Annotated in this window: 3 protein-coding genes; all 3 read left to right on the top strand. The window is 46.9% G+C overall.

Translation table 11 applies throughout. The features are described from left to right. Positions 1 to 766: 766 nt before the first annotated feature. Positions 767 to 7,837, top strand: coding sequence for an Ig-like domain-containing protein (locus I5M27_RS01645; protein ID WP_200504289.1), 7,071 nt, complete (start codon positions 767 to 769; stop codon positions 7,835 to 7,837). Between the two features lie 848 nt (positions 7,838 to 8,685). Continuing rightward, positions 8,686 to 13,461, top strand: a complete 4,776-nt coding sequence (locus I5M27_RS01640; RefSeq protein ID WP_200504288.1) for an Ig-like domain-containing protein — start codon at positions 8,686 to 8,688, stop codon at positions 13,459 to 13,461. Positions 13,462 to 14,181: 720 nt separating this feature from the next. Beyond that, complete coding sequence (locus I5M27_RS01635) at positions 14,182 to 18,810, top strand: T9SS-dependent choice-of-anchor J family protein (RefSeq protein WP_200504287.1); 4,629 nt, start codon at positions 14,182 to 14,184, stop codon at positions 18,808 to 18,810. The last annotated feature ends 273 nt before the right edge of the window (positions 18,811 to 19,083 follow it).

Raw genomic sequence — 19,083 nt, 5'->3', positions numbered from 1 at the left:
GATATTCAAATCTGAATATTAAAACTACTGTCATTTTACAAACCGGAAAAGGCAATCCTGCGATAGCGATTCATAAAACTTTTACGGTCTGATTCAAAGATCCGGAAGACCAGTTCCCAGGATCGCAAAAACGGTAGGGCTTTGGCCTGAAAAACTGTTAGAAAAGGTCCCGCCGGAAATTCCGGCGGGACCTTTTTTTATTTATTGATTCTAAACTACACCCCAGCTTTTACTTCGCAACTATTAAACTGCTGAAAAAGCAAATTTTCTTTTGCTAAACAATCTAATAGAAATACCATTTACTAAATTTTCCATTAATAAGTATTCCTACTAAAAGGCTATGCTTTCAGGTTAATAAAGTCAGAAAATATGCTTGAAAAAACCAAAGCATATCTCCAAATATTTAGTGAATGACATATATTTCTTAGTAAACGATTTTACAACTTAATAAAAGTGAAAATTTTCTGTTAAAACACTTACCCATTGTTTATTTTTCATTTTTAATGTATTGTACTTCTGTATTAATATATTCCTATCTCAAATATTCTAATGCAAAAAATCATCGAAATATATTTGTTTAACCAGCTTATAACCATATATTTGGAGGTTAATGGATAAACTTACCTGGTAATACTATCCATTCACAACTCCACCCTTTGTCACACCTATTATGTTCTAGGCTATTATGTTTTTCAATTTTAATAAATTGTAGCATAAAGCTTCTCCATTGCAAATTATTATACATTTATTTTCTCACAACCTTTTTATGCACAAATTCTTACACAAACCTTCACCTGGTCGCTGGCATTCGCTTGCCAGGCAGCTGAAGAAAGCAGGAAGCAGAAAGCTCCTGTTAGCTGGCTTTTTAGGAAGCAGCTGGCTATTTTCCCCGAATGCTCAAGCTCAAACTACCATCCTGAATGAAGGTTGGGAAACTGGGCTAGGCACCTGGATCATGACCAATGGCACTCAAACAAATCAGTGGTTTATCGGTAGTGCTGCCACACCTGCAAGTGGCACGCAGTCTGCATTTATTACAAATGATGCCGGCGTTACCAATGCCTACACCTTAACTCTGTCTTCCCCTGCTACTGCTACTTCTATCGTTCATCTTTCAAAAGATGTAACATTCCCGGCAAATGAGCCTATTATCTTTTTAACTTTTAAATGGAAAGCTCAGGGCGAGGGGCCATCCAACGACTGGGATAACATGAAAGTATTTGCTTCTGCAACTACTGCTGCCGTTACTGCTGGTACTGCAATGCCATCTGCCGACCGTATTGGGGCTACCTGGTACAACTTTTCAGCTGGAACCGGTTATACAACTACTACCATTCAGCTACCGACTTCTTTCGCCGGCACTACCAAAAAGCTGGTATTCTCCTGGAAAAACGATAACGGCTCTGGTACCCAGCCTCCCGTTTCTATCGATGATATTGTATTAACTTCCCGTGCATTTGCACCAATAAGCGGAACTTATACCATCGATAATACTCTTCCAACCGGCGGCACGAATTTTACTTCCTTCACCGATGCGATTGCAAAATTAAACCTGGATGGAGTAAATGGTGCGGTTACTTTTAACGTTTCCGCCGGACAAACCTTCACAGAAGATGCTCCCATTATTCAGGTAACTGGTACCACTGCCAATACCATTACGTTTATTAAAAACGGAACTGGTGCAAATCCGATTCTGAAACCTACCGGAACCACTGGCTCTACAGATGCCGGGATTACGATCAATGGCGGCGACTTTTTCACCTTCGACGGCATTGATATAGCTATTAATACCGGAAGTGCAGTAGAATATGGTTATTTGATTCGCAATGCTTCTGCTACAAACGGCGCATTGAACAACACCATTAAGAACGCCAAAATCACATTGAACCGCAGCAATACAAGTTCAATTGCTGTATTACAATCTTCCAGCTCTACAGGAGGAGGCGTTACGGCTACTAACTTAACCGGTGTAAACCAAAACAACTCTTATAATAACTTAACCATTGAAAATGTTTACAATGGTATCTTATTGGTAAGCGGCGCGGGTACTTTCCCCGACAACAACAATGAGGTTTTCAATAACACCATTGGTGCCGCAACTGCCAACGACTTAGGTGGAAGCTCTACTTCTGCCTACGGTGTTAAAGGCACGCTCCAGAATAACCTGAAAGTTTACAATAACGAGATCCGCAACATCACCATTAGCGGCACAACTGTAGATGGTATTTTCATTGACCAGAGCCTGGGTTTAGTTCAAGTATACAACAACAGAATTCATGATATCGCTAACTCAGGTACCAGCAGCACTTCTGCAGTTACCGGTATGCGAATTAACCATTACACTACTACCAACGGCCATACATCAAGAGTGTATAACAACTTTATATACGCTCTGAACCATGCTTTTAGTGGAACTGCTTCTGCCAGCCGTAGAATTATCGGTATTTTCGTTCAATCCAACGGCAGTGGAACTGGCAGCACCCACAACATCGATTTCAACAGCGTACGCATTGAACCTGTGGCAGCATTTACAGCTTCAAGCTCCGTTTTTGAGATTGGAACTGCAACAGGGCCCGTTATGAACGTACGCAATAACATCTTTGCAAACTTTATGGGTGCTCAGACCGGTGTTGCGAAACATTATGTTTGGGTAACTACCGGGGCAGCAACAACTGGCCCTGCCGGTTCAGTTTCAAACCGCAATACGCTTTATATTGCCAATACTACAAATGGCTTTACGGGTTTAGCTAATAGTGTAGACCAGGCTACATTACCTGCCTGGAGAACTACCACCAACCAGGATGCCAACAGCTTCTCTACCAACCCGCAGTTTGTTTCTGCTACCGATCTGCATATCAACCCAAGTGTTCCTACTGAAGTTGAAGGCGGCGGTTCATTCTTTAGTGGTGCAATTACCTGGGCAGCCAATGATATTGATAACCAAGCACGCAGCACCACTGCCCCTGATTTAGGTGCAGATGAAGGTGCCTTTACTTTCGGCGACCTTTCTGCTCCGTTAATCACGATTAACTCGTTACTTGCCAATACCAGCTCTACCGCTGACCGGACCGTAACTGCAATAATAACGGATGCTAACGGAGTACCTACTACTGGTAATTTAATGCCAAGAATTTACTTCAGCAAAGATAACGGTACTACATGGTTCTCAACGCAAGGGGTATTAGCAAGCGGTTCCGCTTCTAACGGCACCTGGACATTTACAATTTCCGGCGCTGCTATGGGTGGGGTTGCAAACGGCGACCGCATTACTTACTACGTTATCGCACAGGATGTAAACACAAACGTGTCTACTCAGCCGGCAGGTATTATTGCTACTGATGTAAATACAGTAACCTCTGTACCTGCAACCTACTCATACAATATTAATGCCCCGATCCCGGCTACAGTTACCGTGCCTGGTACATATCCTTCACTTACAAATGCTGGCGGTTTATTTGAAGCCATTAACAATGGTGTGCTGAATGCAAACGTTACGGTACAAATTACAGCAGATCTTACTGCAGAAACCGGCAACATTGGCTTAGGACAGTGGACCGAGGAAGGAACAGGAAGCTACTCCTTAACGATCCGTCCGGACGCTGCCATTAACCGCACTATTTCAGGAACCGGTACCGCAGGCTTTGGCCTTATTCGCCTGGTAGGCGCTGACCGGGTAACGATCGATGGTTCATTTGGAGGATCAGGCCGTTACTTAACCTTCATCAATAACGGTACTGTAACAAATACATTTACCATTCAACCGTCATCAGGAGCAGTAAACAATACTTACAAAAACCTGAACATCAGTACAGGAAGCAACTCGATTTCCGGAACTGTTGGCATTTTCTCTACCGGCGGCGGAAACAACAACCTGGTAATTGAGAACAACAACATTTCCAAAACATATTATGGTATCTACCTGCAAGGCGATGCAGCAAATCTTGCAACCGGTGCGCAGATCAGAAACAATTCTATAGGTTCTCAAACAGCTGCGGACTATGTATCTTTCCGTGGCGTTTTAGTCCAGAATGCAACTGCACCTGTTATTTCCGGAAATACCATCTTCAACATTCAAACCTCGCTTTCTGGTAACCTTGCTGGTATTGAGATAGGTTCTGCCGTAACTGGTGCTTCAGTTAGCAAAAACAGAATTTTCGGCCTGAACTCTTCCAATACTATCTTATATGGTGCTTTTGGTGTATTCCTGTCTTCTTCCAGTGGTTCAGATAACATCACGATCGACAACAACATGATCTATGACCTGACCTCTATTGGCGAGTCTGCAAGTATGTTCAATCCGTTTGGTATCAGAGTTGATGGTGGTAATAACGTTAAGATCTACTATAATAGCATTAACATGACCGGAGCGTTTACCGGAACCGGTGCTATTCGCAGTGCTGCCTTATTAATCAACAACTCTGCAGTAACCGGCCTTGATGTACGCAACAACATTTTTGCTAACAGCATGACTGGAACAGCTACTACCAGCGCTTATGCGATTTATGCGCTAAGCGGTACAGCTTTCAGCACCATTAACAATAATAATTATTTTGTTAGTGGTCCGGCTGGCAAGCTTGGCTTCTTAGGCTCAGATAAACTTACCCTGGCCGATTGGAAAACAGCAACAACGAAAGATGCTGCGTCTCTGAACATAGATCCTAAGTTTGTTTCCCCAACTGATCTTCATATTCAGCTTGTAAACATTGCGTTGAATGGTAAAGCTACTTCAATTACCGGTTTTACAACTGATATTGACGGTGATGTAAGAAGCACAACCGCTCCGGATATGGGAGCCGATGAATTTACGCCACCAGCAGTAGACCTCGGTGCAATTGCGTTAGCTGCCCCAACTGTAAAGGGTTGCTATTCAAATGCGGAAACAGTTTCTATCACTGTTTTAAATTACGGTTCCAATGCTTTAGACTTTGCTGCTACAAACGCTACCATTACCGTAAACGTGACTGGTGCAATTACCCAGACGTTAACGTTTTTGGTAAACAACAATGCAGCAAACAATGGTACCGCATTAGCGTCTGGTGCTAGTGTTGCAATTCCGGTTGGAACTTTAGACATGTCAATTCCTGGCGTTTATACCTTTAATGCTTCCACTTCTATCGCCGGCGATGCCAATGCTACTACCGATGCCATGGCAGCTACCAATATTACGGTAGTTCCGTTTGCATTAGGTACTGCTTCTGTTTCTCAGACTTCACTTTGCACCAGCGGTGTAGTTACCTTATCGCTTACCGGTAATACAGGAAGTAATATTCAGTGGCAACAGGCTGCTTCGGCAACTGGTCCGTTCACGAATATTGCCGGAGCTACAAGCAGTAATTATACCTTAGGAACTGCCTTAACCCAAACTACTTACTTCCAGGCAGTAGCAAGCTGCGGTACAAACACAGGTACTTCAAACCTTATAACTGTTACCGTAATTACTCCTACTGTGGCCTCAGTAGTTCCGGCTACCCGTTGCGGAGCCGGTACTGTTACTTTATCTGCAACTCCTTCTGCAAATGCTGCCATTAATTGGTATGCGGCCGCTACTGGTGGAGCCTCATTAGCCAGTGGTAATTCTTTTACGCCAAATGTAACGGCTACTACTACTTATTATGCTGAAGCGATTGAAGGTTTAACTTCTTACAAAGCCGGCTTAACTTCAACAGGTAATTATGGCACGTTCGGAAGCCCGGGCACAAGTGGCTGGGGTTTAACCATGACCTTTACGCAGCCTGGTACTTTAGAATCTGCATATGTTTATCCGGTAAGTGCGGGCAACGTAGTTGTTCAGCTTTATACCCGTGCCGGCGTTGCAGTAGGCAGCCCGGTAACGGTAGCAGTTTCAGCTTCAGATGTTGGAAATAAGACCTTAATTCCACTTAACATTGCAGTTCCTTCTGCTGGTGATTACAACCTGTTAAACTCATCAGGTGTATTCCTCAATCGTTACAATCCTTATTCCGGCCCTGCTTACCCATTAACCTCGGCGGGTGGAGTATTCAGCATTACAGGTGGTGCAACCAGTGCAAGTTCAGCTCCTGGAGCTACTACCTATTACAGCTTCTTCGATTTAACTTTCAGTGCTGGTTGCAGATCGGCCCGTACTGCAGTGGTAGCAACCGTAAACCCACTTCCGGTTATTACTTTACCTGCAACGCGTAATGTATGCGACGTTCTGACAACTACCTTAGATGCTGGCGCGACTCCAAGTGCAACCTATCAGTGGTCTTTCAACGGTACTCCGATAAGTGGTGCTACTTCGCAAACTTACGCTGCTACTGCAGCAGGTACTTACACTGTAGAAGTAACTAACACTACAACAACCTGTTCTGCTACCGGTAGCACTGTAGTTACTTTCGGTACTACTCCGGTTGTACCAACCATTACAGCTGGCGGAGCTACTACTTTCTGCGCAGGCGGTTCAGTTGTATTAACAGCTACCACTACTTCTACTACTCCTGGTATTACTTATGCCTGGTTTAAAAATGGTACCGCTATTGCGGGTGCAACTACTGCTACCTACACGGCTTCTACGGCTGGTTCTTATACAGTTCAAGCAGTTTTAGGTGCTTGTACCAGTGCAGCATCTGCAGCCACAACCGTTACCGTTGATCCACTTGCTGCAACACCAACTATTACAGCTGGGGGTGCTACAACTTTCTGTACTGGCGGTTCTGTAGTATTAACAGCTGCTTCTACCACTACAGGAGTTACTTACCAGTGGTATGAAAATGGCACTGCCATTACCGGAGCAACTAATGCTACTTATACAGCTACAACTTCCGGTTCATACACGGTTATTGCCAATGCAACTCCTTGCTCTTCCGCTGCTTCTACCGCTACAGTAGTAACCGTTAACACACCGGCGGCCACTCCAACGGTAACAGCTGGTGGTCCGACAACATTCTGTTCAGGTAGCTCGGTTGTATTAACAGCTGCTTCTGCTACTACCGGCGCAACTTACCAGTGGTATGAAAATGGCACTGCCATTACCGGCGCTACAGCTGCTACTTATACAGCTAATGCAGCTGGTTCTTACACCGTTGTTGCTAGTGCCAATGGATGTCCTTCTGCTGCTTCTTCTGCTACTACAGTAACGGTAACGCAAGGTGCTGCTACTCCAACGGTAACCGTTAGCGGGGCCACTACCTTCTGCGCCGGTGATTCTGCAACGTTTACAGCTGCTTCTGCTACTCCCGGTGCAACTTACCAGTGGTATGAAAACAGCACTGCCATTACCGGCGCTACAGCTGCTACTTACACGGCTTATGCAACTGGTTCTTACACCGTTATTGCTACTGCAAATGGATGTCCTTCTGCTGCTTCTACCGTTACAGCTATAACCGTAAATCCGAAACCAGCTACGCCAACCATTACGCGTTCCGGAGATTCGGGCCAGGAACTGACTTCTTCTGAAGCTACGGGCAACCAATGGTTGCTAAACGGAACGGCCATTACAGGCGCTACAGCCCAGACCTACCAAACTACTGCCAATGGAAACTATACTGTTGTGGTAACCAATGCCAGCGGTTGTACTTCTGATACTTCGGCGGTAGTGAACATTACCAACACGGGCATTAAAGGCGCAATGGCGGGCATGAGCGTGAGCGTTTACCCGAACCCAAGCAAGGGCAAATTCAACGTGAAGCTGGTTGGCTACAAACAAGATGCAGCGCTTGAGCTTTACTCCCTGACCGGTCAATTGATCGCGAAAGAGGAAGTGAAAGCAGGCCAGGAAATTACCAAAGTACAGGTGAAAAACCTGGCAGCCGGTACTTACCTGCTCAAAGTAGTTTCCGAGAAAGGCGTACAGATCAATAAACTGATCGTGGAATAAACCTTTCGATGATTCAAGCTTAAAAAGCCCCGGCAAATTGCCGGGGCTTTTTTTTATGGCTTTACTTTTTCGTGCCAATTCCATAGCGTTTTGAGCCGGGCAGTTTTCAGCGTGAAAAAATTATAAGGTAATACTTCCTTAAAAACGATGGCAGGAACGTGACTTTTTCAGTTGAAAAGCATAGCGTTTTTAGTCTGAAAGCAGATTTCTAATTTGAAAGAATAGCGTTTTTCAACCTGAGATTCAGGTAAATGATGACCCATTAAATTACCCTTGGCTTATTGCTTTGCTCTTTCCTAATAAATGTTCCGAACTTTCCCTATAAATTTCTTAATACCTCAGGAAATCTGGCGGTTACCAAACAAGAATCTCACTTTCTTAATTAAACTTTTGAAAAATTAGTTTAACAATTAAAAACTTATATATTTGAATTCTACAGAAGTGAACTGTGATATTACTATTTACGCTTATCCGTACAAACACTACCACAATAGTATTACACTAACGGATTACCAATCGCACGGCAGATTACCATTCGCGAAACATCATTTTTTGATCATTAATAATGGTTAATATCATGCTACTTGTTTACCGTATCCCGCCTTAAATAATGTATCCGCCGCGAGGAAGAAACATTGGAAACAAAATGGCCCAGCCATAAAACGTTACAATTAGTTCTATGCGGTTAACTGGTTAAGCAAGGCTTGCCTGGATTATTATTCGTTGCACAAACTCAATCGGATTTCTCCTACCAACCGGTCTAATCTCACAGACTTATTTAATTGGCCTCAAGCCATGACTTTGGGCTAAAGAGTAAACAATTTTAACCTGTAACTTCCTAATTCCTTATGAAAAAACTCTTACTACTAAAGTTGCTGCTGTTTACGACGTACTGCTCGTTTGCCCAGACAACTTACGATGTCATTTATGCCCAGAATGCGGGCTATCCGGGAACAGTACGCCCAAGCACCAGCTCCGTATCGGACAATACCGGCTGGACAACCATTCTTCCCGGCTCTGCGGCGGCAAATGCATGGTCTCCTACCCAGACCATGCCTTTCACTTTCAGCTTTTTCGGGCAGCCGGTTACCAGTTACAAGGCCAGTGCCAACATGCTGCTTACCTTCGATGTGGCCAATACGGCGCTGCCCAGCGCAAACACGAACCTTCCAGCCGCAACTTTACCTAATAATACCATAGCCGGATTCTGGGATGAGTTTACCAATGCACAGCCAACCGGTACAAACGATGTGGTGCATACCCGGGTTTACGGTACTGCCCCGAACCGCCAGTTATGGGTGGTCTGGTTTTCTTTCGAATACGGCAACCCGAATATATCTTATGCCTATAACGCCATTGTGCTGGAGGAAACTACGAATAAAGTTTATGTGGTAAATCTTTACAATGCCGGCAGCCCAACGCTTACTACTACCGTTGGCCTGCAGCAAAACAGCACTACGGCCATTCAGCAGGGAACCAATACCTTACCGCTGGAATCTAATATCAATGCGGTAGTCTCCGAGGTGGATTATTACCAGTTTGCTCCGCGCCCATTAGTAGCAGCAGATGCAAGCATTACCGCTTTGCTAGCTCCTGTTCAACCGGCTTGTTACACGGCTACGCAACCCATTGAAGTTACCTTGAAAAATTTTGGTACCAGCCCGATCAGCAATGTGCCGGTTGCAGCCAGAATTACCGGCGGTGCAGCCCCACAAACCATTACTACCACTTATTCAGGAACGCTGCTACCAAATGCATCGGTAAACGTAACGGTTGGCAATGCAAATATGCTGGCAGCAGGCACATACAACATTAAAGCCTATGCAGCCTTAGCGACTGATGGCTTTCGAGGGAACGATACGCTGGCAAGCGTAACCCGCACAGTTACCTCTGTTGCTACCTTGCCACAAACTGTAGACTTTACTGGATACTCGGGCACAAACCTTGCTACTTTATTTCCAAACTGGCGCGAAGGCGTGGGCCCAACCCTTCCAAATGGTACTACTTCTGATGAATGGACCAACTCCAATTTTGGCAACGCCACGGGTACGAACGGCACCTCAGCCCGGGTAAATATTTATGACCTGGGAATGAACGACTGGATCGTAAGCCCTAAATTCCTGGCTACTGCAAGTTCCGCAGTTCGTTACGACCTGGCCCTTACTGCTTATGCAGCCACTACTGCCGCCACTTTAGGTTCTGATGATCAGTTTAAGGTAATGGTTTCAACCAACTGCGGCGCCAGCTGGACCGCACTCCGGACTTATTCGGCTAATACCCCGATCAGCAATACCGGGCAATCTGACCTGGTAAGCTTAAGTGCCTATGCAGGGCAGGAAATTACCGTTGGCTTTTTTGTTACCGAAGGAACTGTAAACGATCCGGAAGACATAGATCTTTTCCTGGATAATATTTTCATTGGCACCCCGCCAACCCTGGATCTGGGAGTTGTTGCCCTGGTTTCTCCGTTAGCAACCGGTTGTATGGCAGCTAGCCAGGCAGTTTCGGTTTCTATCCAAAACTATGCAGCCCTTCCAATTGATTTCGCGGTTAACCCGGCTACAGTAACCGTAAACGTAACCGGCGCGGTTACCCAAACGCTTACTACCACAATTAATACCGGCACTTTAGCAGCGGGTGCGACAATGAACGTTAGCATGGGTAATTTACCGATGAGCGCACCGGGTGCATATACTTTTAACAGCACTGTAAACGTAACCGGCGACGGACTTCCAAACAACAATGCTGCTGCCCCAGCAACCCGCACTGTGGTTCCGGTGGTAAGTTTACCCCAGAATTTAAATTTCACCGGCTATACCGGGTCTGACTTAACTACATTATTCCCGAACTGGATAGAAAAAGCCGGTGCAACTGTTCCTACTGGTACCAGTTCTTCATGGACAAGCTCAACCGGCCTGGGAGGCAGCAACAATACTACCGCTAAGATCAATTTATGGTCAACGGGTAAAAATGAATGGATCGTTGGCCCTAAATTTACCCCAACGGCACAGACCTTTTTCCGGTTTAAAGCAGCCATTACAGATTATAATGGGTTAACCCCGGATGCTAACGGCATGGATGCAGATGACAAAGTACAGGTAATGGTTTCTACTGATTGCGGTCTTACCTTTTCACCGGTATTTACCTTAAATGCAGCCAATACCGCTACCCTGACGAATGTGCTCACGGAGCAGGCAATATCGCTGGCCGCCTATGCCGGCCAGAATATTATTGTAGCGTTGTTTGCCACGGAAGGCACTACCTCGGGTTCATCGGATTATGATTTCCATATTGATGATCTTGCTATTCTCCAAATCACCCCGATCGATCTTGGGGTAACGGCTCTGGTAAACCCAACTGTATCGAATGGTTGCTATGGGAATGCGCAAAATGTAACTGTTACGATCAAAAATATGGGTTCAGCGCCACTTAATTTTCAAACCAACAATGCTACCATTACGGTAAACGTTAGCGGTGCAGTAACCCAGGCTATACCATTTACACTGAATAACAACACGCTTAATGGTGGAAACCCGCTGGCCGTTAGTGCTTCCTTAAACGTGCCGGTAGGAACCCTGAACATGTCTGCTTTAGGAACTTACACGTTCAACGCTTCTTCTTCCGTTGCCGGCGATACGGTGGCTGCTAATAATGCCATGAGCCCAGTAAACATTGTAGTGGGTCCTCCGGTTTCCGGGGTAGCCAGTGCAACGCCAGGTTCCATTTGCTTAAGCGGTGCTACTACGCTGAATCTGGCTGGTAAAACCGGCGGAAATGTGCAGTGGCAGCAGGGCGCTTCAGCAACCGGGGCGTTTACAAATATTACGGGTGCAACTGCTGCCCCTTTCACTACTCCTACCCTTACTCAAACCACGTATTACCGGGCTATAGTAAGCTGTGGCGCTAATTCCGACACTTCGAATGTAGTTACGGTAACAGTTAGTAATCCACAGGTAACTGCTTCGGCTGGTGCTACAGTTTGTAGCGGATTGCCTGCAACTTTAAGCGCTACTCCATCGGCGGGGGCAACTATAACCTGGTACAGTGCTGCTACTGGCGGTTCTGCTTTAGCCACCGGCAATACCTATTCACCAACTGTAACGGCTAACACTACTTATTACGCGCAAGCGAGCGTTGTTGGGAATGGTTTAACATCTCTGAATGCGCATCCTTTAACAGGGGGAAATGGTTGTACCGGCGGCAGCATGTTCAATGTAAACCCGATCAGCAATATCACTATTACGGGTTTTGACCAAAACCTGAATGCATTATCCGGAACATCGGTAACGGTTAATATTCATTATAAAACCGGATCTTACCTGGGTTCAGAAACAACGGCCTCGGCCTGGACTTTACACCAGGCAGTAACAGTAACTTCCGCAGGACCAAATGCGGCTACTTTTATCCCGGTGAATCCGCTTCCGCTGGCAGGAGGCCAGAATTATGCTTTTTATGTAGAAGCTGATGTAAGTTATACTTCTATTACTGCACCAATAACCTATTCTAATGCTGATCTTTCCATTGTGGTCGGAGCTGGTTTATGCGGTTCTTTTACCAGTGTGAACGCAAACCGGGCCTGGAATGGTGTAATTCGCTACACAGCCAGCTGTGCTGCTCCACGGGTACCTGTTGCCGTAGTTGTAACTCCGGGAATTGTTGCTCCTGCTGTTACGGCAAACGGAGCCACTACTTTCTGTACTGGGGGCAGCGTAGTTTTATCTGCTGTATCTTCAGTTACAGGAGCTACTTACCAGTGGTATAACAACGGAGTTACTATTACAGGTGCTACCAATGCAACTTACACAGCAAGTGCTGCCGGTACTTATACCGCGGTAGTTACAGCAAACGGCTGCTCCAGTCCTGCTTCGGCGGCTACTACAATTACTGCTACTACTGCACCTGCTATTCCAACTGTTACCGCCGGTGGCACGACTGCTATTTGCCCTGGCAGCCAGGTAACTTTAACTGCTTCTTCTACAACTACCGGCGTAACTTACCAATGGTTTAATAACGGCACTGCCATTACAGGTGCAACTTCAGCAACTTACTCCGCCAACGCAGCCGGTACGTTTACCGTTACAGCGGTTTCTAATGGTTGTTCCAGCGCTGCTTCGGCAGTTACTACTGTTACCCTGAACCCTATACCGGCTACGCCAACCATTACCAGAGGCGGTAACTCGGGCCAGGAACTGACTTCTTCTGAAGCTACGGGCAATCAGTGGTTGCTGAATGGTACGGCCATTACCGGAGCTACAGCCCAGACCTACCAGACTACTGCCAACGGTAACTATACTGTTGTGGTAACGAATGCCAGCGGTTGTACTTCTGATACTTCGGCGGTAGTGAACATTACCAACACGGGTATAAAAGGAGCAATGGCAGGCATGAGCGTGAGCGTTTACCCGAACCCAAGCAAGGGTAAATTCAACGTGAAGCTGGTTGGCTACAAGCAGGATGCTGCTTTAGAGCTTTATTCGCTGACTGGTCAGCTGATCGCCAAGGAAAACGTGAAAGCGGGCCAGGAAATTACCAAAGTACAGGTGAAAAACCTGGCAGCCGGTACTTACTTGCTCAAAGTAGTTTCCGAAAAAGGCGTACAGATCAATAAACTGATCGTGGAATAACCTCATTCTGAATTAAAATTGAAAAGCCCCGGCAAATTGCCGGGGCTTTTTTTATGTCCCTACTTTTTCAAGCTAAAACCATAGCGTTTTGAACCGGGCTGTTTTCAATGTGAAAAGTATAGGGTTTTTCAGTTGAATTGATGGCAAATGTGCCGTTCGGACAGAAACATTCCGGTAGGCCATTTCTACTTTTCAGGCGGAAAACCATAGCGTTTTGAACTATGCAGTTTTCAAGATGAAAAACATAGCGTTTTCTGACTTTTAAGGCCTGATTCCATAGCGTTTCGCACCGATTTATTTTCAATTCCGGCAATTCTTCAAATTGTTTTCTTGCAGTATGCGGAGCCGGTTTATAGCATTTCGAATAATCGCTGTCAAAAAGTCTATCTTTAGTTAAAACCAGGCTTTACTAATAAAAGGAAGCACTATCTTTGCCTGATCTTGAAGTGGTAAGAGCTTTGGAAGGCTTACATTACATGGCGCAAAACCATGTTGCCGCACAACCTCAACTACGAACAAACAGAAGATCCAGAAACATACTTTATTACTTTTTATGCCAGAAGGCATAGCGTTTTTTATCATGTATTAATTTACCCTTCATTTCTAATCCCTTCCCGGCCGGGATGCCGGTTCATCTCCTGCAAAATCTTCCGGGAAAAGGCATTATAATTAATGCCAGGGAACAATCCTTTTCTAAATACTTTTTAATTCCAATTACGCATGCGAAAATTTTTACAAAGGTCTGCCTGGGCCGGGAAACTGAAGAATACGACCCGTACCTTGACTTTACGCGCGGCACTTTTATGCAGCGCGGCGTTCTGGGCGGGTACGGCAACGGCCCAGTCTGCCAATCAATATAACTTCGAAGCGCTCCAGGGCACTTTTACGCCTTTGCCGGCTACGGCTATTCAGGTGCCCTTACTGCAGGCTGATAGTTACCTGATGCCAGCCACCACTTTTCCGAATGGCTTTGTTTTTAATTTTGAAGGCGTAAACTTTACCAGTTTCAAAGCCAGTTCCGACGGGTATATTTCATTCGGGAGCCGCACTTCCAACAACAATTCAAATAACCTTTTTACTAACGTTAATTCGCAGTTCCCGTTACTGGCCCCGCTCTGGGATAACCTGGACGGCCGGGCTGTGGGTGGCTCCAATGCTGCATATGAGGTAAGCGGCCAGCCCGGAGCGCAGGTTTTTACCTTCGAATGGCTGAACTGGGAATATAGTGCTTCTTCCAACGTGCCGGTAATTTCTTTTCAGGTAAAACTTTACGAAGCCGACGGAAAAATTGAATTCATTTACCGTTCCGAAAGCGGAAATCCGGTAGCAGCATCGGCTTCTATCGGCATAGCCGGCAACAGCAACCATAATTATATTTCAGTAAACAATACCAGCGCTAACCCGCCATCCAGCACGAGTATCACCAATAGCGTGATCAGTACCAAGCCGGCCACCGGGCAGATCTACGCGTTCAGCAAACCGGTAGCCAACGACGTAAGCGCCATTGCCTTGTCGCAGCCGGGTACCATCAGTTGCTATGGCCCCAACCAAACGATTGCCGTCAAGGTTAAAAATACGGGCACCAATACCCTCGATTTCGGGGTGAACCCTTTAACGGTTTCGGCAAATGCTGCAGGCCCCAACCCGGTAACGTTCACGCCGGCTACGGTAACGAGCGGTACACTGGCGCCGGGTGCAGTGCTGGATGTAGAGGTTTCTACTACCTACAACATGAGCGCCTTTGGCACTTATCTTTTTAACGCCTCAGCGGCCGTTACCTCCGATGGGTTTCCGGCTAACAATGCCATGCCGGAAGCAACCAGAACCACAGTTGCCCCTGCGGCGCTGCCCATTTTTGTAGATTTCACGAATTACACCGGCTCAAACCTGTCAGCGATTTTTCCCGGCTGGGAAGAAAGTAGCGGTGTTTATACCCCGAACAGTGCGCCCAATTTTGCTACCGGTGGTGGCTCTACCTGGCTGAATGATAACTTTGTGAACAATGCCAGCCATGTGAACGGCAAAGCCGCGATGTTCAATTTTATCGATTTCCAGGCGCATTCCTGGATCATGAGCCCGAAATTTCAACCGGTAGCTTCTACCCTCCTGCAATTTGACCTGGCCCTGACGCCCTGGGGCAGCAGTTCGTCCACAACCATGGGTTCAGACGATGTTTTCCTGGTTTTGATCTCTACCGATTGCGGCCAAAGTTATTCCCTGCTGCGTACTTACGATTCCAAAACGCCCATTAGCAATGCGGGGCAGAAAGAATCAATAAGCCTGGGCGCCTATGCCGGGCAACCTGTAAAAATTGCTTTCTATGCCACCGACGGCACCGTAGTAAACCAGGACAATGAAATATTCCTGGACAACATTTTTATCGGAACGGCTCCTACACTGGATCTGGGTTTGACAACGCTGGCGGCGCCATTGGCTACGGGCTGTTTCACGGCCAGCGAAAATGTTACGGCCACCGTTAAAAATTTCATGAATACGCCGCTGGACCTTTCACTGAACCCGGCAACAGTAACCGTACAGGTAACCGGCGCGGTAACCCAGACGCTGAGCACCGTGGTAAATTCAGGCCTGGTAGCACCCGGCGCTACTTTAAACGTACCGGTGGGCACCCTGAATATGCTCCCTGCCGGCACCTATACTTTTAACGGCACCGCACAGGTTTCCGGCGATGGCTTTCCGTTTAACGATGCCATGCCGGAAAGAACCGCGCAGGTTAAACCGGTGGTTAGTTTGCCGCAGATGGTAGATTTTACGGGCTTTAACAGTAATAACTTAACTGCTTTATTTCCGAACTGGTTGAAAGGCAAAGGCACCACGGTACCGGCCGGCACTACTTCTAACTGGTTTCATGCCACGAACCTGGGCGCGGCCGGCAACATTACCGCCAAATTATTGCTTTACGGCACCGGAGCCAACCAGAACGAATGGCTGGTAGGCCCGAAAATAACGGCAACGGCCGGTACGCATTTCATTTTTAAAGCGGCTATTACCGACAATAATAGCCTAAACCCGGACCCGGATGGCATGGATGCTACCGATAAAGTGCAGGTAATGGTTTCTACCGACTGCGGCCTGAGTTTTTCGCCGGTTTATACCCTGGATGCGGCCGCAAACCTGACGAATGTATTAACAGAACAGCGCGTATCGTTAGCACCTTTTGCCGGGCAGCAGATAATTGTGGCTATTTTTGGTAGCGGCGGCACCACTTCGGGCACCAGCATGTACGATTTTCACGTAGATGATCTGCACCTGGTAAACCTTGCGCAGGCTGACCTGAGTGCTACGGCTTTTAGCGGCCCGGCGGCCGGCAACAGCTGCGCCAACAGGCCTCAGCCGGTTTTGGTAACGATCAAAAACCAGGGGGCAGCTTCGCTGGATTTTACGACGCAACCAGCTACGGTTACCGTACACGTTTCCGGACCCGTGAGCCAAACGCTTAGCTTAAACCTGAATGCCAACAGTCTAAACAATGGCAATCCACTGCTTCCCGGCGCTGCGCTTACCGTATTGGTAGACAGCCTGAACATGAACCTTCCCGGCACCTATAGCTTTCAGGCAATTGCCACGGTTACCGGAGACGGCAATACCAGCAACGATACCCTGAGTACAGCCACGGTAGTAGTAACGGGTCCGGTAGCCGGAACAGCAACGGTAAGCGCTACTACTATTTGCAACAACAGCCCGGTAAGTTTATACCTGACCGGATCGACCGGCAGCACCATTAAATGGCAGCAGGCAACTTCCCCCAATGGTCCGTTTACCGATATTGCCGGGGCTATTCATGCTGTTTACATTACCTCCAATCTGGTGCAGAACACCTATTTCCAGGCAATTGTAAGCTGCGGTGCTTTTGCAGACACGTCGAATGTAATACTGGCAACCGTATTGCCTTCGGGCATTGCTTCGGTTACCGGCGATACGATTTGCCAGGGAAGCCGGCCGGTTACCTTAACGGTAACGCCGACCGGAGGCAGCCAGGTTGCGTGGTATGGTGCGGCCAGCGGCGGCGCTCCCCTGGCTTCCGGCAATGCGTATACTACCCAGGTTTTAGGCACTACCACTTTTTATGCGCAGGCAACGGTTACCAGCAATGCTTTAAGCCTGAATGCCCACTCCTTCAACGGCTTTTTAGGTTGCGCCGGAGGAAACATGTTTGACGTAAATCCGGTGAGCGATCTTATTATTAACGGCTTTGATCAGAACCTGAGCGATGCAGCCGGAACTTCGGTAACGGTTTATATTTATTACAAAAACGGTAGCTTTTCGGGTTCAGAAACCAGTGCCGCCTCCTGGACCCCACTTGATACGGTTACCGTAATTTCGGCCGGTCCGGGCAACGCTACGGCCATTCCGGTTAATGCCTTGCGTTTGCAGGCGGGACAGTTAACGGGTATCTATATTCAGGCGCCCGTAAAATATTCTGACCTCCCGGCACCTATTCTTTACAGCAATACCGACCTGCGTATTTCGCCGGGTACGGGTTTATGCAACGCTTTTGGAAACGTAGCCCCGAACAAAGACTGGAACGGCACTATCCGGTATTCCTTAGTTTGTAATGCTACTCCGCGCACGCCGGTTACGGCTTTTGTAACCAATGGCCCCGGTCAGGCGGCTGTTACTTTTGCCCCGGGCAGCCGCGGCATCATCTGCCAGGGAGATTCCAGCACCTTGATCGCCAGTTCTCTAACCCCGGGCGTTACCTACCAGTGGTTAAACAACGGCGTTCCTATTCCGGGTGCAACATCGGCAGCCTATGTAGCTAAAACGACCGGCGCTTTTGTAGTGGTTACCACGAATAGCGACGGCTGTTCTGCTACTTCTATTTTATACACCATTACCGTAAATCCGCGGCCGGCTACGCCAACCATTACCCAAGGAGGAGATTCGGGTCAGGAACTGACTTCTTCGGAGCATACAGGCAACCAATGGTACCTGAACGGAACGGCCATTGCAGGCGCAATCGCACAGACGTATACGGCTATTGCCAATGGTAACTATACGGTGGTAGTAAGAGATCATAATTATTGCGTTTCCCTGCCTTCAGCGGCGGTAAACATTACCAACACAGGTATTAAAGGTGCGATGGCAGGCATGAGCGTGAGCGTTTATCCAAACCCAAGCAACGGTAAATTCAACGTGAAGCTGGTTGGCTACAAGCAGGATGCTGCTTTAGAGCTTTATTCGCTGACTGGTCAGCTAATCGCGAAAGAGGAAGTGAAAGCAGGTCAGGAAGTAACCAAAGTGCAGGTGAAAAACCTGGCAGCCGGCACTTATCTCTTGAAAGTAGTTTCTGAGAAAGGGGTTCAAATCAATAAACTGATCGTGGAATAACCTGATTCTGAATTAAAATTGAAAAGCCCCGGCAAATTGCCGGGGCTTTTTTTTATGCCTCGACTTTTTCGGGCCAATTCCATACCGTTTTGAACCTACAGTTTTCAAGGTGAAAAGTATAGCGTTTATCAGTTGAATGGATGGCAAATGTACCGTTCGGACAGAAACGCTCCGGTAGGGCATATTTACTTTTCAGGCGGAAAACCATAGCATTTTTAGGACTAAAATACACTTTAAACTCAAGCACCGGGAAAGATTTTCTTAAGCAACGAT

It is taken from the genome of Adhaeribacter terrigena, assembly GCF_016623615.1.
GTDB classification, from domain to species: Bacteria; Bacteroidota; Bacteroidia; order Cytophagales; family Hymenobacteraceae; genus Adhaeribacter_A; species Adhaeribacter_A terrigena.
This window is presented reverse-complemented; position numbering and strand designations above follow the sequence as displayed.